This is a genomic window from Mesorhizobium sp. M0045 (assembly GCF_040323385.1).
Taxonomy (GTDB): Bacteria; Pseudomonadota; Alphaproteobacteria; order Rhizobiales; family Rhizobiaceae; genus Mesorhizobium.
Genome location: NZ_JAMYUY010000008.1, coordinates 167,951 through 191,530, shown reverse-complemented (window position 1 = coordinate 191,530; position 23,580 = coordinate 167,951). Strand labels below are relative to the sequence as shown.

Sequence of the window (23,580 nt, the reverse complement as noted above, 5' to 3'; positions counted from 1 at the left end):
ACGCAATTGCCGGTCCAATGCCTGAAATCACGACAAAACCCCGTACCAGCACGAAGCCGAAAGTCGAACGGCCGAAGCTCTACAAGGTTATCCTGGTCAATGACGATTTCACGCCGCGCGAGTTCGTCGTGACTGTGCTGAAGGCCGAGTTCAAGCTCAGCGAAGACCAGGCGCATAGGATAATGATCACTGCGCACCGGCGCGGCGTCTGCGTTGTCGCCGTCTTCACCAGGGATGTCGCCGAGACCAAGGCGGCGCGGGCGACCGATGCCGGCAAGGCCAAGGGTTACCCGCTGATGTGCACGACGGAGCCGGAGGAGTAGGGCTCCTTTTCCCTTCTCCCCTTGCGGGAGAAGGTGGGCGAGCGAAGCTCGGTCGGATGAGGGGTGTTCCAGGGAACGCCGACGCCTCATTTCTTCCGGCACCCCTCATCCGTCTTGGCGCTTCGCGCCAATCCACCTTCTCCCACAAGGGGAGAAGGAAGGACGGTGCCGCTACCGCCCTTCGCGGTACCACATCGAGCCCATCGTCAGAAGCAGCAGGCCGAGGCCGAGGAAGCCGCCGAACAGCGGCACGCGCGAGACGGCCTTGAGCACGCTGTCGTCGGTGGTGCGCAGGCCGATCCAGTCATTGCCGGAGGCCGCGCCCGACGAACGGACTGGAACGATCGAGGGCAGCGTGACCGTGCTGGTGAGATTGCCAAGTGGCGAGGCCGGAGCCAGCCGGCGAACGCTGCCGCCGGTTGCCTCAGCCGGTGGTTTCAGCCGGTTCTCGGTGGAGACGACATCGGTGAATTCCGGGGCGTTGACCGGCCCGACATGGGCCAATGCCGTCAGGTCGCCATTGCCGACCTGGTAGAGACCGATTTCGCTGGTCTCGACGCTGCCGAGGAAGACACCTGGTTCGGATTTCTCGAGCCTGACGATCAGTGCCTTGCCGGATGGCGTGATGACTTGCGCCGGGCCGGGGTCGTCGCTCATCGTCTGGCGGCGGATTTCAAGCACCATGCCGCGGCCGTCGGCGGTCAGCCGCTCTTCCTCGAGTTCGGGCTCCTTCATCAGCCAGTGGGCGATGCGCCGGTAGAGTTGGACGTGGGGCCCACCGCCCTCGAAGCCGCGCGCCCACAGCCAGCCTTGGTCGGACAGAAGCATGCCGACGCGGCCTTCGCCCTTGCGATCGAGCAGCAGCAGCGGCCGGTTGTCGGCGCCCTTCATCACCACCTCGCCCTCGGGGTTCTCGACTCCGATGGTGCGGAACCAGCGGCTCCAGTGCGGCGGCTCGGTCGCGGAGCCGTCGAGCCCACGCGTTACCGGATGACGCTGGCCTGTATCGGTGAGGCGCGGGTAGAAGGCCTTGTCGATGACCTCGCCGGTCGGCATTGCCGGCAGCGCCGACATCAGCGGCGTGCGGGCGATCGAGCTTTCGCCGGCATATTCGGGGCCTGCCGCGATCAGCAGCGCGCCGCCCTTTTCGACATATTCGGAGATATAGTCGTAATAGAGGATCGGCAGGACGTCGCGGTGCTGATAGCGGTCGAAGATGATCAGGTCGAAATCCTTGATCTTCTCAACAAACAGCTCGCGCGTCGGGAAGGCGATCAGCGACAATTCGTTGATCGGCGTGCCGTCCTGCTTTTCCGGCGGGCGCAGGATGGTGAAGTGCACGAGGTCCACCGAAGCGTCGGATTTCAGCAAATTGCGCCAGGTGCGCTCGCCCGCATGCGGTTCACCGGAAACGAGCAGTACCCGCAGATTTTCGCGAATACCGTCGATCAGCGCGATGGCGCGGTTGTTGGTGTCGGTGAGTTCGCCCGGCTCGTGGTTGATGGCGAGTTCGACAATGTTGCGCCCGGCGCTGGGAATAGTCACCTGCAGCGGCATCGCCTGGCCGATGTTAGCGTGCTCGACCGATACCTGCTCGCCATTGACCGATACGCGGACATCGACCGGGCCGGTGTCGTTGTTGGTGGCGATGACGCGATAGGTCATGTCGAGCGGCTTGCCGACGAGGCCGAAGCGCGGCGCATTCTCGAAGCGAATGCGACGGTCCTTTTCATGCTCGTTGCCGGTAATCAGCGCATGCAGCGGGGCATTGAAGTCGGGTGTGCCGGACGGTGCGTCATGCACCTCGCCATCGGTGATCATGATGGCGCCGCCGATGCGCGATGGCGGCACGTCGCGGAAAGCATTTTCGAGCGAGGAAAACAACCGCGTCTCGGTGCGCTCGTCGGCGGCTTCGGCCTTGCCGGCTTCGACGACACGAACGTCGAACTGCTTGAAGCGGCCGAGACGCTGCTGAAGCCCGGCTAACGCCGCGTCGGTCTGCTTGGTGCGGTCGCCGATATCCTGGCTCTGGCTGCGGTCGACGACGACGGCGACGATGCTTTTCAGCGGCTCGCGCTCTTCGTCGAGGAACACCGGATTGAGCAGCGCCGCAGCCAGGGCAATCAGGGCTGCCAGGCGGAAAATCGCACCGCGCTGGCGAAACCAAAGGCCGGCCAGCGCCAGCAGCAGCAGCGGCACCAGGACCACTGCGAGCAGCGGCCAGGTGATGAGCGGTTCGAAGGAGAGCGACCAGTTCATGGTCTACTGCCCCAGCCGTTCGAGCAGCACAGGGACGTGCACCTGATCGGACTTGTAGTTGCCGGTCAGCATGTACATCATGATGTTGACGCCGGCGCGCAGCGCATAGATGCGCTGCATCGGATCCGAAGGCACCGTCGGCAATAGCGGGTCGCCATTCTCGTCGACCGCCCAGGCGCCGGCGAAATCATTCGCGGTGATCATGATTGGCGAAACGCCGTCGCCGGTGCGCACCGGGCGGTTCTCGGTGTTGCTGGCTTCGAGCGATGCCTCGACCCAAAGCGGGCTGCCGGCAAAACGGCCAGGAAACTCCGGAAGAATGTAGAAGGATTTGGTCAGCACGTGGTCCGACGGCACCGGTTCCAGCGGTGGCACGTTGAGGTTGCCGAGGATGTCGCGCAGCCGCTCCGTAGCCGGGCTGGTCGAATCCGCACCAATGCCATTGGCGAACTGGTCACGGGTGTCGAACAAGACCGTTCCGCCCTGCTGCATATAGGCGTCGATGCGGGCGATGGCGGCCTCGCTCGGCATCGGGGCCGAGGGATCGATCGGCCAGTAGATCAGCGGGTAGAAGGACAGTCCGTCCTTCGAGATGTCGACGCCGGCGGGTGCTCCGGGTTCGAGCGCGGTTTTTTCGATAAGAAAGCGGGTCAGCCCTTCGAGCCCGGCGCGGCTGATCGAATCGACACCCGGTTCGCCGGTCAGCACGTAGGCGATCCGGGTCTTTGAAATGTCCCCGATCGCCTCTGTATCTCCCGGTTTGGCGTCGTCGGCACGCGCGACGTCCGCTTGGCCAATCAAGGCGCCGAGCGCCATCAGCAGGACGGCTGCCGTCGCCGCAGCGCCGGCACGGCGCGGCCGGCGCGACAACAGGCCGCCCATCCAGAATACGGCAAGCGTGTCGAGCACCATCAGCACCAGGGCGGTGGTGACAAGCGGACCTTTGAGGTTGCGCTGCTCGTCGAAGGCATACTGGATGGTGGTGACCGGCACCGTGATTTCAGGCCGGGCCAGCGGCGTGAATGCGCTGTCGCCACCGAGCAGATTGTGAGCGAACACTCCCGTTTCCGAGCCGTAGAGGCCGGGCGGGTTTTCCAGCGTCACCGCCAGCGGGCCGGCGCCGGGCACCAGAGGCCTGGCATCCGGTGTTGGCGGCACCAGCGTGCCGTCGGCAGCGATCATGCGATAGGGTGCCAGCGACGTGGCGGCTGCCTCGGCATTGGCCACCGCCGAGCCCTGGTTGCGCGACAATTGCACGATGCGCCGCAGCATCTCGACGAAGCTGCCGGAGATCGGCAGGTTGGACCACGTCGCCTCGGGGGTGACGTGGAACAGTACGAGGGTGCCCTTGTCCTTCTTCATCCCGGTCACCAGCGGCGTGCCGTCGGCAAGCGTGGCCCAGGTGCGCTCGACAATGTCGGGCGTCGGCTCGGCCAGCACCTGCCTGGTAACGGTGACCTCGGTTGGCGGCGCGAGGTCGGCGAAGGGACCGGTCTTCGGGAATTCGGTGACCGGCTGCGGCGCCGTCCATGACAGCGCGCCGCCAAGCGATCGCTCGCCGGTGCGCAGCCGGACCGGCAGCAGATCGTCGTCATTGCCGGCAGCGGCCAGCCGCGAACCGGCAAAACGCACCAGTGTGCCGCCCTTGTCGACCCAGTCGACCAGCCTCTGCCGCGCCTGTTCCGGAATGGTGCCGACATCCGCCATGACGATCATCGCCGGTTTCTGGTCGAGCAGTTGCGGAATGGCGTCGGCGAGATCGACGCTCGACGGCTCGACGAGATCGGCGAAGGGCTGCAGGGCGCGGCGGATGTAGTAGAGCGGCGACAGCAGCGGTTGCGCCTGATCGGCCTCGGACTGCGACAGCAGCCCGACGCGGCGGCGTTTTGAGCTCTCATCGAGCACGCGGACGGCACCGGCCTGGCGCTCGCCATCGAGCGCGATGTAGGCGAAGTCGTTGCGCAGTTCGAACGGCACCGCCATCGTGCCGGTTGCGGTGGTTCCGCCCGGGGCAAAGGTCAGCGTCGCGTCGGCAATGCGGCGGCCCTTGTCGTCGAACGCGCCGGCCGTCACCTGTGCAGGTGCCGGGTCGCCCGGTGCGCGGATGGCTGTCAGGGCGAAGCCGTCGACCTGGTTGTCGGCGCCGGTCAGGCCGGTCAGCGACAGCCGGTCGGAAACGGCCCAGACAATACGTGCCGCGTTCTTTGACAACAACGTGTTGAAGGCGGCTTCGTCGCCTTGCGCCGCCAAGCCATCGGCGAGCACTGCGACGCTGGCGCCCGGCAGCGAGTCCAGGGCTGATGCGACGCGGGCGTAGACGGCGGGGCGGTCGGTCGGGATCGGCCGCGGCTTTGCCGCGCGCAGCCGGTCGAGCGCGGCAGCGGCATCGAAGGGACCGATCTCGGCATTCGGCTTCTCGGCGGTGAAAGCGATGAGCACCGGCACGCCATTCGAATTGGCATCGGCGATCAGCCGCTCGGCGGTGGCGACCCGCTTGCCCCAGTCGGCGGCACTTGCCCAGTCATTGTCGATCACCAGCGCCAGGGCGGCGCCCTCGGCGGGCAGCTTTTCGCGCGGGTTGAAGACGGGTTCGGCAAGTGCCGCCACGACAAGCGCGGCCATCAGCAGCCTGAGCAGCGTCAGCCACCAAGGGCTCTGCTGCGGCGTTTCTTCGCGCCTCAACACGCGGGCGAGAATCCTGAGCGGCGGAAACACCTCGGTTTGCGGCCTGGGCGGGGTCAGCCGCAGAAGCCACCAGATCACCGGCAGCGCCAGCAGGCCCCACAGCACCATCGGCGCCCCGAAGGAGAGCGGCAGCCAACTCATGCGCGGGCCCTCCCGGCAAAGCTGCCCTCGGCGGTCATCGCCATATGGATGCGCACCAGCGCCTCGGAGGCAAGGCGATCGGTATGGTTGACGGTAAAGCTCCAGCCAAGCCGTTTGCACCAGGCGGCCAGTTCCTGGCGGCGGGCGGCATAAAGCAGGCGATATTCCTCGCCCAGCATTTCGGCGCGGCCGGCGGTCAGCTTGTCGCCGGTCTCAGGATCGGTGAATTCGGTGCGCCCGGCATAGGGGAAGCTTTCCTCGGCCGGATCGGCGACCTCGATCAGATGTGCGCGCACGCCGTGGCGGGCGAGCACGTCCAGCCAGGCCATGGTGTCCTCGACCGGGTCGAGGAAATCGCTGACGAGGACGATGTCGCAGAAGCGGCGAATGCCGGACAGGTCGGGCTTTGCCGGCAGGTCGCCGGCGTGCATCAGTTGCGCCGCGATGCGCTCGGCGCCATTGCGGGCGGTGAACGGGTCGGTCAGGCCGGGCCAGGCAATGCGCTCGCCGCTGCGCGACAAAAGCTCGGCCATGGCCAGCGTCAGCACAAGGGCGCGCGATTCCTTGGAAACGCCGGCTCCGGTCGATTTGTAGAGCATGGAAGGCGAGGGGTCGGCCCACAGCCACACCGTGTGGGCGGCCTCCCATTCACGGTCGCGGACATAGGTGTGGTCGTCGCGGGCGGAACGGCGCCAGTCAATGCGCGAGGAATCGCCTTCGACATAGGGCCGGAACTGCCAGAAATTCTCGCCGATGCCGCGCTTGCGGCGGCCGTGCCAGCCGGCAATTACCGTGTTGACGATGCGGCGCGCCTCGACCAGCAGGTCCGGCACCAACGAAGCCCGCAACCGGCCTCTGGCGAGCGCATCGCGCGTCGCTGCCGGTGCCTGCGCTTCACCGATGCGCGCCATCAAATCCCTTTCGCGAGCTTCGCCACGACGTCGCGAACCGTGGTGCCCTCGGCGCGGGCGGCGAAGGTCAGCGCCATGCGGTGCTGCAGCACCGGCTCGGCCAGTGCGCGGACGTCGTCGACCGACGGCGCCAGCCGGCCGTCATAGAGGGCGCGGGCGCGGGTGCACAGCGTCAGCGCCTGACTGGCGCGCGGGCCTGGGCCCCAGGCGACGTGCTTGTCGGTATCGGCGTTGCCCTGGCCGGGACGCGCAGAGCGCACCAGCTTGAGGATCGCCTCGACGACGCTTTCCGGCACCGGCATGCGGCGGATGAGCGTCTGGATGTCCTTCAGCCGCGCCGGCTGCAGCACGTTTTCAGCCTTGGCATCCTCGATACCGGTGGTTTCCAGCAGGATGCGGCGCTCCGCCTCGATCTCGGGGTAGAGGATGTCGACCTGCATCAGGAAGCGGTCGAGCTGTGCCTCGGGCAGCGGATAGGTGCCTTCCTGCTCCAGCGGGTTCTGCGTCGCCAGAACATGGAACGGTGACGGCAAGTCGTGGCGCACGCCGGCAATGGTGACGTGGTATTCCTGCATCGACTGCAGCAGCGCCGACTGGGTACGCGGCGAGGCGCGGTTGATCTCGTCGGCCATCAGCAGTTGCGCGAAGATCGGCCCGGAAATGAAGCGGAACGAACGCTTGCCGAATTCATCCTGCTCCATCACCTCTGAGCCGAGAATGTCGGACGGCATCAGGTCGGGCGTGAACTGGATACGGCGCGAATCGAGGCCGAGCACGATGCCCAGCGTTTCGACCAGCTTGGTCTTGGCTAGGCCGGGCACGCCGACCAGCAGTGCATGGCCGCCGGCCAGCAATGCGACGAGCGTGCGCTCGACGACGCTTTCCTGGCCGAAGATGACCCGGCCGACGCCGTTGCGAACCCTCGAAATGTCGGCCAGCGCTTTCTCGGCCTGCGCCACCATGTCCTTTTCGCTGATCGGGCTTTCCTTGATCATCACGCTCATGCAGCATCGATCCTTCTGGTTGGAAATACCGCTTGGCACAGTGGGTGCCGCAGAATGCCGCGATTCGGCCTCGCAGGGCGCCTGTCTTTGAATTTAAATCACAGACTTAGGCTGACAAGCGGAACAACAGTGACTATTTCGTGACCATGACGGAAGCCGCAGACAATCGTGAAGAGAGCCTGACGGCCGCGACCGAGGCGCGCGGGCTGCAAGCGCTGGTCTCGCGCGCGACGCGCGCCGGCAAGGGGCCGGCGCCGGTGGAACGCTGGAATCCGGCGTTTTGCGGCGATCTCGACATGGAAATCAAGCAGGACGGCACCTGGTTCTATCTGGGAACGCCGATCGGCCGGATGCCGCTGGTGCAGCTTTTTTCCTCGGTGCTGCGTAAGGACGAGGACGGCAGGACCTACCTGGTGACGCCGGTGGAAAAGGTTGGCATCCGCGTCGCCGACGCGCCCTTCATTGCCGTCGAGATGGACGTGTCTGGCGCGGGCGACGGACAAATCATCACCTTTCGCACCAATGTCGGCGACGTGGTCGAGGCTGGGGCGGGACACCCGCTGCGCTTCGTCGATGAGGACGAGACAGGTGGCCTGAAGCCCTATGTGCTGGTGCGCGGGCGGCTGGAGGCGCTGGTGGCACGGCCGGTGATGTACGAGCTGGTCGAGCACGGCGAAGAGATCGACATCGGTGGCAAGACGATGTTTGCCGTCCGTTCCAAAGGCGAGGTCTATCCAATCATGCCGGCTGAGAAACTGAAACGGCTGAGCGCATGATGGACCGCCTATGATGGATCAGGTGACGCCGTTGGCGTTTTCCGCTGCCGAGTTTCGCCAGCGCGTCGCGGCGCAGCCGCTGGCGCATGCCGGCGACGATTTTGGCGACCACCGCTTCAATCCGGGCCATCCCAGACTGAAGCTGGCCAACGCGCTGCGCGACGCCGCCGTTCTGATCCCGGTGGTCGATCATGGCCATGAAGCCACGGTCCTTTTGACCAGGCGGGCGGAAAAGCTGCGCAACCATTCGGGGCAGGTTGCTTTCCCCGGTGGCACCGTCGATCCAACCGATGCGAGCCCGGAAGCGGCGGCGTTGCGCGAGACATTCGAGGAGATCGGTCTCGATAGGGATTACATCGAGATCATCGGCCGTCTGCCGGACTACGTTTCCGGCAGCGGCTATCGCATCGCCCCGGTGCTCGGGATTGTGCGGCCCGGTTTCAGCCTGACGCTGAATTCCGACGAAGTCGATGCTGTCTTCGAGGTGCCGCTGGGTTTTCTGATGGACCCCGCCAACCACACCAGAGACAGTCGCATGTGGAACGACCTCGAATGGTTCTTTTACGAGATGCCCTATGGCGGCCAGCGCATCTGGGGCGTCACTGCGGGCATCATCCGAACGCTCTATGAAAGGCTCTATTCGTGAGCAATCCTGTGTCGATTGCCGGCAAGGCCGGCTGGCTCGGCGAAAGCCACTTGCAGCGCCTGCTCGCCGCGCTCACCCACGGCGGCGAGGAGGCGCGTGTCGCCGGCGGTGCGGTGCGCAACGCGCTCATCGGCCAGCCGGTCGCCGACATCGACATCGCCACCACGACGGTGCCCGAGGAAACCATCCGGCGTGCCGAGGCGGCGGGCTTCAAGACGGTGCCGACCGGCATCGAGCATGGCACCGTCACCGCGGTCGCCCAGGGCAAGGCCTATGAGGTCACCACGCTGCGTGCCGATATCGAAACGGACGGCCGGCGCGCCAAAGTGTCGTTCGGCCGCGACTGGAAAGCCGACGCTGAGCGGCGCGATTTCACCATCAATGCACTCTATGCCGAAGCCGATGGAACGGTCGTCGATCTGGTCGGCGGTATCGCCGATATCGAGGCGCGGCGGCTGCGCTTCATCGGCGATCCGGAAGCGCGTATCCGCGAGGATTATCTGCGCATCCTGCGTTTCTTCCGTTTCTTCGCCTGGTATGGCGACGGCAGGCCGGATGCCGAAGGGTTAAAGGCTTGCGCCCGGCTGAAGCAGGGGCTCGACCAGCTCTCGGTCGAGCGCGTCTGGTGGGAATTGAAGAAATTGCTGTCGGCGCCGGATCCGTCGCGGGCGCTGCTGTGGATGCGCCAAGCCGGCGTTCTGACCGCCGTTTTGCCGGAAAGCGAGAAATGGGGCATCGATGCCATTCACGGGCTGATCAAGGCCGAGAAGGACCTGGCCTGGGCGCCGGACCCGCTGCTCAGGCTGGAAGCCGTCGTGCCGCCGGATGCCGCGCGCATGAAAACGCTTGCCGAGAGATTGAGGCTTTCCGTGAGCGAGGCAAGCCGCCTGCGGAATTGGGCGATCACGGCTGCCGTCGATCCGAAAACGACCGAAGGAGAGTTGGCGAAAAGGCTTTATTTTGGCGACCGCCAAGGCTTTGTCGATCGGTTGCGGCTGTTGCTTGCTTCCGCTCGAGCCCGCGCGGTCGAAGACAATGACGCACTACTCGAAGCCGGTGGCTTCTCGCGCCTGCTTGCCTTCGCCGAAAAATGGCAAAACCCTGTTTTTCCGCTCAAGGGCGCCGATCTGACGACACTTGGCGCGTCACCGGGGCCAAAGCTTGGTGCAACGTTGAAGAACCTTGAAAAGGAATGGGTCGAGTCCGGTTTTGCGCTCGATCGCGGCGCGCTGCTCAAGCGCGCCGCAGAGGCACTCGAATCCTGACCGTCACGCTGCGTCGCGGACCTTTTCGATGCGCGAGCGGATCGCCTCGATCATCGTCTCGCGAATCACCGTCTCGCCATGCGTCTCGCGCAGATGCTCGACGGCACGGCGCATGACCTCAGCCTCCTCCTCCGCGCGTGTGTGCCACTCGCAGCCGGGTACGAGCGACCCGCAATGGAATTCCTTCATCGGCTTCTCCTCATCTCCTCCTTGGAGCACCGCGCACTGACACGGAAGCTCCACACCTTTGATTGCGCGATCCGGAAACCGCGTCCGGTATCCGGGCTACACGCTGGCCAGGTTAGCATAACACGATCGAATGGTTTTGGTTGCCTTAGAGTGCCGTGCGTCCAAGCCGACACGCGGTGATCGGATTGCGAAAAGGCGGAGCATCGCTGCTCCGCCCTCTTACGCTACCTAGGAGTAAGACCTCGTCTTGCTCCAGCGGGCAGGACATCACTTCACGATCTTGACTGCCTCGGCAATTTTATCCTTGCCGCTCATATCCCACGTGACGCGGACCTTTTCGCCGACCTTCAGGCCAGGATCCTTGAAGGTCTGGGGCAACGTAAAGGTGGCTCCGTTATCCAGAACCAGGCTCATCGCCGTTCCATCAAAGCTTTTGATCGTGCCGGTGGTGTGCTTGACCGCAGCGAATGCGGCAGTACCAGAGGCGAGAACGGCAGCGGCGGCTGCGGTCATAATAAGCTTGCGCATGGCATGCTCTCCTGGAAAATGCGGGCACTGCTTGGGAAAGGTGCCCCATTCAATCATGGGCCGTCCGGTCACGTCGGGTCGCGGCTCTCGGGAGTAAAGAACCGCCGGCGTTTCCCGGCCCGACGCGACAAATAGCCCAATCTTTACAATGGTATATTAGACGAAAAAGATATTTTTTGGCGCGCCTTGCGCCACATTCGCTGTCAAATTCCGGGGATTTGGACCCGATTGCGGCTCACGTCGTGCTCACCGAGATTTTACGGCCATTTCGCTTCTGGCGGCAGGCTGGACAGGATCGAGGCGACATTGCCGCCGGTCTTCAGCCCAAAGATGGTGCCGCGATCGTGAAGCAAGTTGAATTCGACATAACGGCCGCGGCGGATGAGCTGCTCGTCACGGTCGCCATCGGTCCAGTTGTCATTGAAGTTGGCGCGCACCAGATGCCCGTAGACGACGAGAAAAGATCGCCCGACGTCCTGGACGAAGTTGAAATCGGCGTCCCAGCCGCCTTTGTCCTCATCCGAATGCAGCCAGTCGAAGAAGATACCGCCGGTACCGCGCGGCTCGTTGCGGTGCGGCAGATAGAAGTACTCGTCGCACCAGGCTTTGAATTTCACGTGGTCGGCGATCGCCGCGTTCTTCTCGCAGGCAAATTGCATAGCCCTGTGGAAGGCGACCGTGTCGGGGTCGTCCTGGCTGCGGCGGCGGTCGAGCACCGGTGTCAGGTCGGCGCCGCCGCCGAACCACTGGCGTGAGGTGACGACCATGCGCGTGTTCATATGCACGGCCGGCACGTTGGGGTTCCACGGATGGGCGATCAGCGAAATGCCGCTCGCCCAGAAGGACGGGTCCTCTTCGGCGCCCGGCATCTGCTTCCTGAATTCGGGGGAGAACTCGCCATGAACGGTCGAGGTGTGGACGCCGACCTTCTCGAAGACGCGGCCATGCATCATCGACATGATGCCGCCGCCGCCCTTGCCGGCATCGCGTTGCCACGGCGTCTTTTCGAAGCGACCGGGCGACCAGCTGGCCTGCGGCCCCCGCAGGTCCTGCTCGATCTGCTCGAAGCTGGCGCAGATACGCTCGCGCAACGTCTCGAACCACAGCCGCGCCTTCGTCTTCTTCTGTTCGATGTCGGCTGGCAGCCCCGCCGGTATCTCGGGTCGTTGCAAATCCTGTCTCCGGTTGCGGGGCGTACCCCGACAAATGACTCGTCTTTTCCGGCCGCGATCCCTAATCTCTTAGGTGCAAGGGTCAAGTGTGAATGGAGTTGTTTCGTGCGCACCCCGGCAAGACCGCCGCTGGATGGCCTGAAGAAGAGGCTCGACCGTTCACGCGCCGAGAACGCGCGCATGCCGCGCGACGGCTTCCTGCGCGAGACCTTCGTGCTGCCGCGCTCCGACGCTCGTCTCAAGGCGAAGGAATGGTTCGAGCGCTTTCCCAAGCAGGCCTATTGGACCGAGATCGAGAGCTGGTTCGAGCGGCCGGGCGACGTCATCGAATTCACGATCAGGCGGCTGCCGGCGGCGGATTAACGCTCGATCAGCAAGCGTCTCGCGCCCGGCCCTCGGATGCTCAGCCGGTCGCCCTTATTCCGCAGCGGACATTTGTCGATCGACATGCAGCCGCAGCCGATACAGTCGGTCAACCCGTCGCGCAGCTTCTTGAGCTGACTAATCTTCTGGTCGAGCTCGTCGCGCCAAGCCGTCGAAAGCAGGTTCCAATCCTCGCGGGTCGGCGTTCGTCCTTCGGGCAGCGATCGAAGGGCTGTGCCGATCTCGGCCAGCGAAATGCCGACCTCCTGCGCTACCTTGATGATCGCCACACGTCGCAGCACGTCGCGGCCGTAACGCCGTTGGTTGCCTGATGTGCGGTGGCTGCGGATCAGCCCGCGCGCTTCATAGAAATGCAGCGCCGACACCGCCACGCCACTGCGCGTCGCCACCTGGCCGACCGTCAATTCCGTTGCCGCAGCCATCTCCGATTTTCCGCTTGACCTCAAGTTAAGTTGAGCTTGTAGCGAAGAAGCCTCGAAGATGCAAACGGCAGGAGATGGCGATGGGCGTCTGGATGAGAATGACCGGAGAGGACGCAGTGTTGCGTGAGGACGATGCCTTGGTCGCTGCGGCCGGCGATCGCGTACACGTCCTAGCGAAGCTGCCGGATCGCCTCGCCCGCCACCATCGCAACGGAAAGCGCGACGTTGATGCTGCGCGCTCCGGGCTGCATCGGGATGGTCAGGCGCGCATCCGCCGCCTCGTGGACGGCATCCGGCACGCCTGCGGATTCGCGGCCGAACAGGAGAATGTCGTCGCCGGCAAAGGCGAAATCCGTGTAGGCGGCAGCTGCTTTGGTCGACAGCAGCACCAGCCGCCGCTTGGCAAGCTTGCGCCAGTCCTCGAAGGCGTGCCAGTCGACATGCCGGGTGAGCGCCGCCATTTCGAGGTAGTCCATGCCGGCCCGTTTCAGCGCCCGGTCACCGAGCGGGAAGCCTGCCGGTTCGATGATGTCGACGCCGAGACCGAGGCAAGCGGCGAAGCGCAGGATTGTCCCGGTGTTGCCGGCGATATCAGGCTGGTAGAGCGCGATGCGGAGACGGTCGTTCATTTCCGCGTCTTTCTAATAAGTGGCAGATCAGCCACAGAGCTCTCGCGGTTTTGGAAATTCCTGGACTGGCGGGTGGTCATTTTCTGCGAAGTCGGTTATACGGCCAGCATTGTCAACCCGAACCGATGGAGGGGTAATTCATGATGGCCATGCACATCCACCACCTCTCTCGTGGGCTTACCAGCCCGACGGCGGTTTCGGTACGACGATTCTCCTGACCTTCTAGACTTCATCGCACCGATTCCCGCCGAAACCTTTTTCGGCCCTTGAAGGAATCCTGCGATGTTTTTCAAGCTGTGGAAGGGGCTGAACGCCCCACCTGAACGCGCTTCGACCGACGCCACCTTTGCCGCGCCGCGCATGCCCGCCGCCTGGGTTGGTTCACCCTTCTACCTGCATCTTCAACTGGAGGACGGACCGATGTTCGATCCCTGTAAAATACCCGGCTCAAGAAGCCTGCACGAGCGCAAGACCGCGACCTGGGCGCTTTTGATCGGCGAGACCCACTCGTCGGCGGTTCACGCCGAGACCCGCCGGCGTCCGCATCGCGGCATGCTGCCGGACGTCGATTTCTCGCGCGCCGTTCCGGACCATAGCCGGCCGTCGCTGGTGCGCCGGATCATCAGGCTGATCCGACCTGGTGCAAAAACCGGCGCGAAAATCCGGATCGTCAAAACGTCATCAGCATCGTCAACCGAGACTGTCGGCGAAAGGCCCGCGACAACCTATATAGCGCGAAGCAGGGCCGGCGAGGCGGACGATACCGTATCGCCGGTCCTTGACGCCCTGCGGTCTGGGCACCTCGTCCGTTCGCGTGCCGCGTGAGCGGGAAATTGTGAGCATCACTATGTTTAGCTGGTTTGAAAAAAGGCTCGATCCGTTCCCTGCCAAGGAGCCGGTCGAGCCGCCGCGGACACTGATCGCCTTCTGCGTGCATTACACGCGCGGCGCATGGCCCTACATCGCTCTCGATGCGGTACTGGTGACGGCCATCGCCCTTGCCGAGGTGTGGATGTTCGGCTTCATGGGCCGGATCGTCGACTGGCTGTCCGGACAGAATCGCGAGACGTTCCTGCAGACCGAAGGCTTGAAGCTGGCCGGCATGGCCTTCATCGTGGTTTTCGCGCTGCCGGCAACGGTCTGGTTCCATTCGCTGCTCAACCAGCAGACGCTGATGGGTAATTATCCGATGCGTATCCGCTGGCAGGTGCATCGGTACCTGCTCAAGCAGTCGATGAGCTTCTATCAGGACGAGTTTGCCGGGCGCATCGCGACCAAGCTGATGCAGACAGCGCTCGCCGTGCGCGAGTGCGTGATCAAGCTCATCGATGTGCTCAATTATATCGTCGTCTATTTTCTCGGCATGCTGTTCATTGTCGGCTCGGCAGACTGGCGGCTGGCTGCGCCGCTTGCCGTCTGGCTTGCCGGCTATGTCCTGCTGTTGCGCTATTTCATCCCGCGACTGGGCAAGGTCGGCGAGGAGCAGGCCAATGCGCGCTCGACCATGACTGGCCGTGTCGTCGACAGCTACTCCAATATTCAGACGGTCAAGCTGTTCTCGCATGCGCGGCGCGAAGCATCCTTCGCCAAGGACGGTATGGCCGGCTTTCTCGACACCGTTTACCGATCGATGCGGTTGGTGACGCAACTCTACGGCCTGCTCTATGTCCTGAATTCGCTGCTGTTGTTTTCGGTCGCCTCGATCTCGCTGTGGCTGTGGCTCGGCCAAGCCGTGACGATCGGCGCTGTCGCCCTGGTCATCGGCCTCGTGCTGCGGCTCTGGGGCATGTCGCAATGGATCATGTGGGAGATGTCCACGCTGTTCGAAAATATCGGCACGGTGCAGGACGGCATCGCCTCGATCTCGCTACCGCGCCTCGTCGAAGACCGGCCTGGTGCCAAGGATATTGCCGTGACCAAGGGCGAGATCCGTTTTGAGGACATCCGCTTCCACTACGGCAAGCAGAAGGGTGTGATCGAAAGCTTGTCGCTGACGGTGAAGCCGGGCGAGAAGGTCGGCATTGTCGGTCGATCGGGTGCCGGCAAGTCGACGCTGGTCAATCTTCTATTGCGCTTCTACGACCTCGAAAGCGGCAAGGTCCTGATCGACGGCCAGGACATTGCGGCAGTGACGCAGGACTCGCTGCGGGCCCAGATCGGCATGGTCACGCAGGACACCTCGCTGCTGCATCGCTCGGTACGCGAGAACATCCTCTATGGCAGGCCGGACGCCAGCAACGAGATGCTGATCGAGGCGGCGCGGCGCGCCGAGGCGCTGGATTTCATTGCCGGCTTGTCGGATTCGAACGGCCGCAAGGGTTTCGACGCGCATGTCGGCGATCGCGGCGTCAAATTGTCCGGCGGCCAGCGGCAACGCATAGCCATAGCCCGTGTCATGCTGAAGGACGCGCCGATCCTCATTCTCGACGAGGCGACCTCCGCCCTCGATTCCGAGGCCGAGGCGGCCATCCAGGAGAATCTCTACAAACTGATGCAAGGCAAGACCGTCATCGCCATTGCGCACCGGCTGTCGACGATCGCGGCCATGGACCGGCTCGTGGTCATGGACAAGGGCCGAGTCATCGAGGAAGGTTCGCATGAGGAACTCGTTGCCAAAGGCGGGCTCTACGCCCAGCTCTGGCAACGTCAGTCGGGCGGATTCCTGCTCGACGACGCGCCTTCTGCCAACGATGCGGCCGCCAACGATGCAATCGCCAAGGGTGAAGCCGCCGAATGATGACTGCCATCTACCGCTGGTTCGAGAACTGGGTCTATCCATTCCGGGAGCCCGCGGACCTTCGGCCACCTGCCGGCGTCAGGGGTTTCCTCTGGCATTATGTCGGGCAGGCGAAGATCGCCTTCTTCGCCATGCTGGTGATCGGCGGCATCGCACCGCTGGTCGAAGCCGGACTGTTCTATTTCGTCGGGCGGCTGGTCGACATTCTCGACCAGCTTCCCGGCGAACGCAGCTGGCACGCGCTGTGGACTGCCGCCGGCCCGGAACTTGTCTTCATGATCGCGGTGGTGCTGGTCATCCGCACCATTGTCGTCGGTCTGTCGGCGCTGGTCGACGAGCAGACGATCACGCCGGGTTTCTATAATCTGGTGCGCTGGCAGGCGCATCGCCATGTCTCGCGCCAATCCTACGCCTTCTTCCAGAACGACTTTGCCGGGCGTATCGCGACCAAGGTCTGGCAGGCGGGACAGGCGACCGGCGATCTGATGGAAAGCTTCATCGAGGTCGTCTGGTTCATGGTCGTCTATACGGTGACGACGCTGGCGCTGGTCGCCGGGCTCGATCTCCGGCTGGCGGTGCTGGTGGTGATCTGGATTACCGCCTTCGGCTTGCTGGCCAGGCGCTATTTGCCGGCAATCCGCAAACATGCCGAAGCGACCGCCGAAGCCGGCTCGATGATCACCGGCCGCCTTGTCGATTCCTATTCGAACGTACAGACGCTGAAACTGTTCTCGGCCGATGGCGACGACCACTACATCAGGAACGGCTTCGACATCTATCTCGACGCGCTGCGCCCGTTCACCCGCCGGCTGACAGGCGTGCGCATGGCGCTGACGATGCTGTCGGGCATCATGATCACGGCGATCGCCTGCTTCGCCGTTTATCTCTGGGTCGAGGGTTCGATCACAGTCGGCGCCGTGGCCTTCACGCTGTCTTTGGTGCTGCGGCTGAACATGCTGCTCGGCCGGCTGATGATGCAGCTCAACGGCATCTTGCGTAACCTCGGCGTGCTGGAAAACTCCAAGGCGCTGATCTCGCAGCCGCTCGGCCTGACCGATGCGCCGGACGCGAAAGAGCTTGTCGTCGGCGGCGGGCGCATCGACGTCAGCAATGTCGAGTTCCACTACGGCAAGGGGTCCGGCGTGCTCAACGGCATCGACCTCGTCGTGCGGCCGGGCGAAAAGGTCGGCCTGGTCGGCCCGTCCGGCGCCGGCAAGACGACCTTGGTCAATCTGATCCTGCGCCTCTACGACCTCGAGAGCGGCAAGATCACCATTGACGGGCAGGACGTCTCCAGGGTCACGCAGAATTCGCTGCGCGCCAATATCGGCGTCGTCAGCCAGGATACGGGACTTTTCCACCGCTCGCTGCGCGACAATATCAAGCTCGGCATGCCGGAAGCGACCGACGCCGAGGTGGTCGCGGCAGCGAAGAAGGCCGAGGCGCACGAGTTCATCCTCGGTCTGCGCGACAATCGTGATCGTATCGGCTACGAGGCCTATGTCGGCGAGCGCGGCGTCAAGCTCTCCGGCGGCCAGCGCCAGCGCGTGGCGATCGCCCGCGTCTTCCTCAAGGATGCACCGATCCTGGTGCTCGATGAGGCCACCTCGGCGCTCGATTCCGACGTCGAGGCGGCGATCCAGGAAAATCTGGCAAGGCTGATGGAAGGCAAGACGGTCATCGCCATCGCGCATCGGCTGTCGACCATTGCGGCACTCGACCGGCTTGTGGTGCTCGACGAGGGCCGCATCGTCGAGCAAGGCACGCATGACGAGCTGGTCGGGCTCGACGGGCTCTATGCCAGGCTGTGGAAGCGGCAGTCCGGCGGCTTCCTGTTCAACGAGGAGAGCGCGCTGGCCGAGACCCGGCCGGCGGAGTAGTTTCTAAAAACCGGAGTAGACCATGGCGGTGAGAATGCCATCGAATTTCGGACGGTCCGGCGCGCAGGAGAGCGCGTTGGACCTGCTTGGCCATGAAATCCTCGGCGAGAAGGCGGCCGCGCTCGGCCGCGCCGGCCGGCGCGTCGAGGAAACATTGACCAGGCTGCGCGAGAATTGCGACAGTGTCGACCGTGCCCGGCTGCTCAGGGATGCAGCCGAAGCGGTGCACGGGTATTTCATCCAGCGCGAACTCTGCGGCCTGCGCAAGCACGACGCGGTGATCCGGGAATACAACATTCCCAAGGCCGTGCTGGCCAGGCTCGGCGCCAGCGGATGACCCGAACCGGAACTGGTTCGGGAAGCGTTATTCCAGCCACTCGGTGATGAAGCTGCCGTTCTCGTGTATGTCGGTGGTTTCCAGCGGGCCTGGCCCGAGATTGGTGAATTTGTGCGGCGTGTTCGGCGGCACGACCAGGATCTGGCCGGCTGTGGCCTCGATCTGCCGGTCGCCGACGGTGAACAGACCGGTCCCGGTTCGGATGATGAAAATCTCGCAATAGGGATGGCTGTGCAGCCTCGGGCCGCCGCCGGTCTCCGGCAGGTAGTTAAAGATCAGGCAACTGCTGGAACCGTAAGGCCCGCATTGCAACTCGCCTTGCCAGTGGTCGGGCAACTGGTCGGGCGCTTTGGCCCATTTGTCGCGGTCGATGACATGCGCCATGGGGCGAGGATAAACCGGGCGAGCGTCCGCTGTCGAGGTGAACGCAGCCATTTGGTTTTGCTGCTGTTTTCCAATCGTTCAGCTGGGCAAATTATGCCCCCGCGACAATCTGCCCTTGTGCCTTCGCCCGTCTGGACAAAAACAGGCTTCACGCATAAACCCAAGTCCCAAATGCCGGAGGAATTCGCTAGCCTGTTCGCCATGCGCTGTCGGGCCGGCGCGATTGAGCAGGGAACAAGCTCGGCCGCCGGTACGGAAGAGGCGAAAGGATCAGGCACCGTGAGCGCAACCGACACCCAGGATCCCAACCGTCGTGATTTTCTCTACGTCGCCACCGGCATGGCCGCGGTGGTCGGCGCGGGCGCCGTTGCTTGGCCGTTCATCGACCAGATGCGTCCGGATGCCTCGACGCTGGCGCTTGCCTCGGTCGAGGTCGACGTCTCGTCGTTGACGCCAGGAATGTCGCTCGTCGTGAAGTGGCGCGGCAAGCCGGTAGTCGTGCGCAACCGCACCGAAAAAGAGATGAAGGACGCCGAGGCGGTCAATCTCGCCGAGCTCAAGGACCCAATCGCCCGCAATGCCAACCTGCCGGCCGACGCGCCGGCGACCGACGCCAATCGAACCACGCCGGGCAAGGAAGCCTGGATGGTGATGGTCCAGGTCTGCACCCATCTCGGCTGCATCCCGCTCGGCCAGGAAGGCGATTTCGGCGGCTGGTTCTGCCCATGCCACGGTTCCGTATACGATACCGCCGGCCGCATCCGGAAGGGGCCGGCACCCGAGAACATGGCAGTACCGGTGTTCCAATTCGTTTCCGACACCAAGATCCGTATCGGCTGAGGCAGGGGATATTTCCATGAGCGAGGGACACTCGACCTATACGCCCAAGTCCGGCATCGGACGCTGGTTCGATTCGCGCATGCCGCTGCCGCGGCTGGTCTATGACAGCTTCATCGCCTATCCGGTGCCGCGCAACCTGAACTATGCCTGGACCTTCGGCGGCATCCTTGCGCTTATGCTGGCGGCGCAGATCCTGACCGGTATCGTGCTGGCCATGCACTATGCGGCCGACAGCACTCTCGCCTTCGATTCGGTCGAGAAGATCATGCGCGACGTGAATTCGGGCTGGCTGCTGCGCTATCTCCATTCCAACGGCGCGTCGTTCTTCTTCGTCGCCGTCTACATCCATATCTTCCGTGGCCTCTACTACGGCTCCTACAAGGCGCCGCGTGAGCTGCTGTGGATCCTCGGCTGCATCATCTACCTGCTGATGATGGCGACCGGGTTCATGGGCTATGTGCTGCCCTGGGGCCAGATGAGCTTCTGGGGCGCCACCGTCATCACCGGCTTCTTCACCGCCATTCCGCTGGTCGGCGACTGGATCCAGCAGCTTTTGCTCGGCGGCTTCGCGGTCGACAATCCGACGCTGAACCGCTTCTTTGCGCTGCACTACCTTTTGCCGTTCATGATTGCCGGCGTCGTCGTGCTGCACATCTGGGCGCTTCACGTCGTCGGCCAGAACAATCCGACCGGCATCGAGGTCAAATCGAAGACCGACACGCTCGCCTTCACGCCTTACGCAACCATAAAGGACGGGTTCGGCATGATCGTGTTCCTGTTCGTCTTCGCCTATTTTGTGTTCTACCTGCCGAATTATCTCGGCCATCCCGACAATTACACCGTGGCCAACCCGCTGAAGACGCCGGCCCACATCGTGCCGGAATGGTACTTCCTGCCGTTCTACGCGATCCTGCGCGCCATCACCTTCAATATCGGGCCCATCAACTCCAAGCTCGGGGGCGTGCTCTGCATGTTCGGCGCGATTGTCATGCTGTTCCTGGTGCCGTGGCTCGACACCTCGAAGGTGCGCTCGGCAGTCTACCGGCCCTGGTACAAGCTGTTCTTCTGGCTGTTCGTGGCCGACGCCGTCCTGCTCGGCTGGCTGGGCTCGCAGCCGGCCGAGGGCAGCTATGTATTCATGGCGCAGATGGCGACGCTGTTCTATTTCGCCTTCTTCCTGGTAGCGCTGCCGGTGCTCGGGCTGATCGAAAAGCCGCGACGGCTGCCGAATTCGATCACCGAGGCGGTGCTCGAGAAGAACAAGGGCGGCGGCGGACATCCTGCCGGTGCCACGACCGCGCCGGAAACCAAGGGCTGAGCATGATCCCGAAAAGTGGAAACCGGTACTCGGACAAGGTCATGCTCGAGACGATGACAGCGCGTCAGAGAATCTCAAGGGGAATTGGCATGAAAAAGATTCTCTCCTCGCTGGCGCTGCTTGGCCTTGTGGCCGCGGGCATGGGTGCCGCAAGCACTGGAGCCAGCGCCCAGGAAGAGGCGCACAATGAGGCGGCGCCGACGCATTTCCCGATACACGAACCGAAGGAAATGGACTGGAGCTTCGCCGGGCCATTCGGCACGTACGACAAGGCCCAGCTGCAGCGCGGGCTGAAGGTCTACAAGGAAGTCTGCTCGGCCTGCCATTCGATGAATTTGGTGGCGTTCCGTACGCTGGAAGGCCTTGGCTATTCGGATGCGCAGATCAAGACGCTGGCGGCCGAATATACGATCCATGACGGCCCGAACGATGCCGGCGACATGTTCGACCGTCCCGGCAAGCCGTCCGACCATTTCCCGGCGCCATTCCCCAATGTCGAAGCGGCAGCGGCGGCAAATGGCGGCGCAGCACCGCCCGACATGTCGCTGCTGGCCAAGGCGCGCGGGGTCGAGCGCGGCTTCCCGCGCTTCGTGTTCGACATCTTTACGCAATATGCGCAGGGCGGCCCCGACTACATCCACTCGCTGCTGACCGGCTACGACCAGCAGCCGCCGGCTGGCATGGTCATACCGGAAGGCACGCACTACAATCCGTACTTCCTGTCCGGCGTGTCGCTGAAGATGCCGAAGCCGCTCTCCGACGGCCAGGTTACCTATGATGACGGCGCGCCGCAGACTGTCGACCAGTACTCGCGCGACGTGTCGGCCTTCCTGATGTGGGCGGCCGAGCCGCACCTCGAGGACCGCAAGAAGACCGGCTTTCGCGTGCTGGTCTTCCTGCTGCTGTTCGGTGCGCTGGTCTACCTGACCAAGCGCAAGGTGTGGGCCGGCGTGGCGCACTGAGCCCTGCGATATACGAGAATGCGAGGGCGTCGAAAGGCGCCCTTTTCATTGCAGGCATGTCGATTGATCGCAGCCGACGCTGAGCAAGGCCCTTTGCCGGACAATTTTCCGTCAGGTATCACATGGCGGTAGCCGGACTTGGCGGCGCCGGGTTACGATTGGCCCATTCCTTTCACGCCTTCAGCCGAATCTGAATAGCCCGGAGAGCCGCTCGATGAAATCCTCGCTCGAAGAGACGCTGCTTGCCGCGATCCGCACCATTCCGGATTATCCCAAACCCGGCATCCTGTTTCGCGACATCACCACGCTGCTCGGCAATGCGCGGGCCTTCCGCCGCGCCATCGACGAACTGGTGCATCCCTATGCCGGCCTGAAGATCGACAAGATCGCCGGCATCGAGGCGCGCGGCTTCATCCTCGGCGGCGCCATCGCCCACCAGCTCTCGGCCGGCTTCGTGCCGATCCGTAAGAAAGGCAAGCTGCCTTACGAGACGGTGCGCGTCGCCTACAGCCTGGAATACGGGCTGGACGAGATGGAGATGCACAAGGACGGCGTTTCTCCAGGCGAGAAGGTAATCCTCGTCGATGATTTGATCGCCACCGGCGGCACGGCCGAGGCGGCCGTCAAGCTATTGCGGCAGATCGGCGCCGATATCCTCGCCGCCTGCTTCGTCATCGACCTGCCGGACCTTGGCGGCCGAGAGAGGTTAGAGGCGCTCGGCGTACCGGTGAGGACGCTGATCGGGTTTGAGGGGCATTGAGCGTTTCTTCCTTCTTTCCTGTGGGAGAGGGGAAGAACTCCGCTCACTCCACCTTCACCAGCACGGCACTTTCGAATTCGATGACCTTGTCGCCGGTCGAATCGAAGGCCTCTGAGCGGAGCGTCAGCAGCCGCCAGCCCGGTCGCGAGGCGATGGGGCGATGGGCCAGCGCGGTGCGGGTGAAAGTCACGGTTTCCCCGGCATAGACAGGTTTGGGCCATTTGAGGTTCTTGAAGCCGGGCGAGGGACCGAATTCCGGCACCGGCCCGGGGCCGGGCCAGCGGGCGACCTCTGCCTCCATGCCAGCCTGGAGGTTCAATTTCATCCAGGTGGCGGCGGTGTGCCAGCCCGAGGCGCAGAGCCCGCCGAATATGCTGTTCCTCGCCGCCTCTTCGTCTATATGGAATATCTGCGGGTCGTATTTGCGGGCGAACGCCTTGATCGCCTCCGGTTCGAATCGATGTGAACCGAGCGTGACGGTGATACCGATGCAGAAGAATTCGTCGAGGCTCACGCACTGCCCTCGCGGGTGAGGAACATGACGGTGTTTTCGAGCTCGAAAACACCTTCGCCGCGCTGGTTGAACAACTCGCTGCGCATAGTCACCAGGCCAAGGCGGGGCTTCGATCTGGACAGTCGCTTGGCAAGGACGGTGGTGCTGCCGCTCAACAGGTCACCGGCCAGGACCGGCCGTTTCCATTTGACCTGGTCGACGCCTGGCGCGCCCTGGGAGGTCGAGTCGAGCAGGAAGGCATCGCACAGCATGCGCATGAACATGGCGCAGGTGTGCCAGCCCGAAGCCGCCAGCCCGCCGAGGATGCTGGCCTTGCCCGCGGCCTCGTCGAGATGCATCGGCTGGGCATCGAACTCGTCGGCGAATTCTATGATTTCAGCGGCGCTTACCAGCTTGGTGCCGAGGTCGAGCGAAGCGCCCTCGACAAAATCCTCATAAGCCCAGGTCTTTGTGGTCATGGTCTGGAATCCTGTTCAGGATTGTACAATCGCTACGCGTCGGGTCCCGGATGCAG

Annotated in this window: 25 protein-coding genes; 13 read left to right on the top strand and 12 right to left on the bottom strand. The window is 63.8% G+C overall.

Going from position 1 to position 23,580, the window contains the following annotated elements:
• Positions 1–17 precede the first annotated feature (17 nt).
• Positions 18–323 (top strand): ATP-dependent Clp protease adapter ClpS, encoded by a 306-nt coding sequence (gene clpS, locus NKJ72_RS15700; RefSeq protein WP_352478002.1) that lies wholly within the window; start codon positions 18–20, stop codon positions 321–323.
• A gap of 171 nt (positions 324–494) precedes the next feature.
• On the opposite strand, the gene NKJ72_RS15695 is transcribed toward clpS, so the two are convergent.
• Genes NKJ72_RS15695 through NKJ72_RS15680 form a run of 4 tightly spaced genes read right to left on the bottom strand, consistent with a single transcriptional unit; the run spans position 495 to position 7,323 of the window.
• Positions 495–2,582, bottom strand: a complete 2,088-nt coding sequence (locus tag NKJ72_RS15695) for a hypothetical protein (RefSeq protein WP_352478001.1) — start codon at positions 2,580–2,582, stop codon at positions 495–497.
• 3 nt (positions 2,583–2,585) lie between these two features.
• Positions 2,586–5,408, bottom strand: coding sequence for a DUF4159 domain-containing protein (locus tag NKJ72_RS15690; protein WP_352477999.1), 2,823 nt, complete (start codon positions 5,406–5,408; stop codon positions 2,586–2,588).
• The gene (locus NKJ72_RS15685) at positions 5,405–6,319 is read right to left on the bottom strand and encodes a DUF58 domain-containing protein (protein ID WP_352477997.1); all 915 of its coding nucleotides are present in this window, start codon (positions 6,317–6,319) and stop codon (positions 5,405–5,407) included. Before NKJ72_RS15685 ends, NKJ72_RS15690 begins: the two co-directional genes overlap by 4 nt.
• The gene (locus tag NKJ72_RS15680; protein ID WP_254819166.1) at positions 6,319–7,323 is read right to left on the bottom strand and encodes an AAA family ATPase; all 1,005 of its coding nucleotides are present in this window, start codon (positions 7,321–7,323) and stop codon (positions 6,319–6,321) included. The genes NKJ72_RS15685 and NKJ72_RS15680 overlap by 1 nt, the downstream gene beginning before the upstream one ends.
• Before the next feature lie 146 nt (positions 7,324–7,469).
• On the opposite strand from NKJ72_RS15680, the gene NKJ72_RS15675 reads away from it, so the two are divergent.
• From NKJ72_RS15675 to NKJ72_RS15665, 3 genes are read left to right on the top strand one after another with little or no spacing between them, the layout of a single operon-like run.
• Positions 7,470–8,099, top strand: a complete 630-nt coding sequence (locus NKJ72_RS15675; RefSeq protein WP_352477995.1) for a DUF1285 domain-containing protein — start codon at positions 7,470–7,472, stop codon at positions 8,097–8,099.
• Positions 8,100–8,112: 13 nt separating this feature from the next.
• Complete coding sequence (locus NKJ72_RS15670; protein WP_352478099.1) at positions 8,113–8,745, top strand: CoA pyrophosphatase; 633 nt, start codon at positions 8,113–8,115, stop codon at positions 8,743–8,745.
• A complete protein-coding gene (locus NKJ72_RS15665) occupies positions 8,742–10,010 on the top strand; it encodes a CCA tRNA nucleotidyltransferase (RefSeq protein WP_352477993.1) in 1,269 nt (422 codons plus the stop codon). The genes NKJ72_RS15670 and NKJ72_RS15665 overlap by 4 nt, the downstream gene beginning before the upstream one ends.
• A 3-nt stretch (positions 10,011–10,013) precedes the next feature.
• Here the strand turns inward: NKJ72_RS15665 and NKJ72_RS15660 are convergent, their stop codons facing one another.
• The 3 genes from NKJ72_RS15660 to hemF all read right to left on the bottom strand — a co-directional run bounded on the left by NKJ72_RS15660 (position 10,014) and on the right by hemF (position 11,899).
• Positions 10,014–10,199, bottom strand: coding sequence for a DUF1059 domain-containing protein (locus NKJ72_RS15660; protein ID WP_023679490.1), 186 nt, complete (start codon positions 10,197–10,199; stop codon positions 10,014–10,016).
• A 267-nt stretch (positions 10,200–10,466) separates the two neighbouring features.
• Complete coding sequence (locus tag NKJ72_RS15655) at positions 10,467–10,727, bottom strand: DUF1344 domain-containing protein (RefSeq protein ID WP_023679489.1); 261 nt, start codon at positions 10,725–10,727, stop codon at positions 10,467–10,469.
• A gap of 257 nt (positions 10,728–10,984) precedes the next feature.
• A complete protein-coding gene (gene hemF / locus NKJ72_RS15650) occupies positions 10,985–11,899 on the bottom strand; it encodes an oxygen-dependent coproporphyrinogen oxidase (protein ID WP_352477992.1) in 915 nt (304 codons plus the stop codon).
• Positions 11,900–12,004: 105 nt separating this feature from the next.
• On the opposite strand from hemF, the gene NKJ72_RS15645 reads away from it, so the two are divergent.
• Entirely contained in the window at positions 12,005–12,262 is a 258-nt protein-coding gene (locus NKJ72_RS15645; protein ID WP_023679487.1) for a hypothetical protein, read from the top strand.
• Here the strand turns inward: NKJ72_RS15645 and soxR are convergent.
• Positions 12,259–12,705, bottom strand: a complete 447-nt coding sequence (gene soxR, locus NKJ72_RS15640; RefSeq protein ID WP_352477990.1) for a redox-sensitive transcriptional activator SoxR — start codon at positions 12,703–12,705, stop codon at positions 12,259–12,261. The genes NKJ72_RS15645 and soxR overlap by 4 nt on opposite strands.
• 170 nt (positions 12,706–12,875) lie before the next feature.
• The gene (locus NKJ72_RS15635) at positions 12,876–13,334 is read right to left on the bottom strand and encodes a tRNA (cytidine(34)-2'-O)-methyltransferase (RefSeq protein ID WP_352477988.1); all 459 of its coding nucleotides are present in this window, start codon (positions 13,332–13,334) and stop codon (positions 12,876–12,878) included.
• A 282-nt stretch (positions 13,335–13,616) separates the two neighbouring features.
• Between NKJ72_RS15635 and NKJ72_RS15630 the strand changes: the two genes are divergently transcribed.
• The 4 genes from NKJ72_RS15630 to NKJ72_RS15615 are packed head-to-tail and all read left to right on the top strand — an operon-like array spanning position 13,617 to position 18,288.
• Positions 13,617–14,159: a hypothetical protein gene (locus tag NKJ72_RS15630; protein WP_352477986.1), complete on the top strand. Its 543-nt coding sequence runs from the start codon at positions 13,617–13,619 to the stop codon at positions 14,157–14,159.
• Positions 14,160–14,181: 22 nt separating this feature from the next.
• Entirely contained in the window at positions 14,182–16,071 is a 1,890-nt protein-coding gene (locus NKJ72_RS15625) for an ABC transporter ATP-binding protein (RefSeq protein WP_352477984.1), read from the top strand.
• Positions 16,068–17,951: an ABC transporter ATP-binding protein gene (locus NKJ72_RS15620; protein ID WP_352477982.1), complete on the top strand. Its 1,884-nt coding sequence runs from the start codon at positions 16,068–16,070 to the stop codon at positions 17,949–17,951. The genes NKJ72_RS15625 and NKJ72_RS15620 overlap by 4 nt, the downstream gene beginning before the upstream one ends.
• Before the next feature lie 22 nt (positions 17,952–17,973).
• Complete coding sequence (locus NKJ72_RS15615; protein ID WP_254819177.1) at positions 17,974–18,288, top strand: DUF6665 family protein; 315 nt, start codon at positions 17,974–17,976, stop codon at positions 18,286–18,288.
• A gap of 27 nt (positions 18,289–18,315) precedes the next feature.
• Here NKJ72_RS15615 and NKJ72_RS15610 read toward each other — a convergent pair whose 3' ends face one another.
• A complete protein-coding gene (locus tag NKJ72_RS15610; protein ID WP_254819178.1) occupies positions 18,316–18,672 on the bottom strand; it encodes a cupin domain-containing protein in 357 nt (118 codons plus the stop codon).
• A 279-nt stretch (positions 18,673–18,951) separates the two neighbouring features.
• On the opposite strand from NKJ72_RS15610, the gene petA reads away from it, so the two are divergent.
• From petA to NKJ72_RS15590, 4 genes are all read left to right on the top strand, one after another.
• Positions 18,952–19,512: a ubiquinol-cytochrome c reductase iron-sulfur subunit gene (petA, locus tag NKJ72_RS15605; protein ID WP_352477980.1), complete on the top strand. Its 561-nt coding sequence runs from the start codon at positions 18,952–18,954 to the stop codon at positions 19,510–19,512.
• Between the two features lie 16 nt (positions 19,513–19,528).
• Positions 19,529–20,830 carry a cytochrome b gene (locus NKJ72_RS15600; protein ID WP_352477978.1) on the top strand — a complete coding sequence of 434 codons (1,302 nt, stop codon included), beginning with the start codon at positions 19,529–19,531 and terminating at the stop codon, positions 20,828–20,830.
• An 89-nt stretch (positions 20,831–20,919) separates the two neighbouring features.
• Positions 20,920–21,792: a cytochrome c1 gene (locus tag NKJ72_RS15595; RefSeq protein WP_352477976.1), complete on the top strand. Its 873-nt coding sequence runs from the start codon at positions 20,920–20,922 to the stop codon at positions 21,790–21,792.
• Positions 21,793–22,006: 214 nt separating this feature from the next.
• Entirely contained in the window at positions 22,007–22,552 is a 546-nt protein-coding gene (locus NKJ72_RS15590) for an adenine phosphoribosyltransferase (protein ID WP_254819181.1), read from the top strand.
• A gap of 43 nt (positions 22,553–22,595) precedes the next feature.
• Here the strand turns inward: NKJ72_RS15590 and NKJ72_RS15585 are convergent, their stop codons facing one another.
• Together NKJ72_RS15585 and NKJ72_RS15580 are read right to left on the bottom strand one after the other, a co-directional pair.
• The gene (locus NKJ72_RS15585; RefSeq protein ID WP_352477975.1) at positions 22,596–23,066 is read right to left on the bottom strand and encodes a MaoC family dehydratase; all 471 of its coding nucleotides are present in this window, start codon (positions 23,064–23,066) and stop codon (positions 22,596–22,598) included.
• Entirely contained in the window at positions 23,063–23,524 is a 462-nt protein-coding gene (locus NKJ72_RS15580) for a MaoC family dehydratase (RefSeq protein ID WP_352477973.1), read from the bottom strand. The genes NKJ72_RS15585 and NKJ72_RS15580 overlap by 4 nt, the downstream gene beginning before the upstream one ends.
• Between the last annotated feature and the right edge of the window lie 56 nt (positions 23,525–23,580).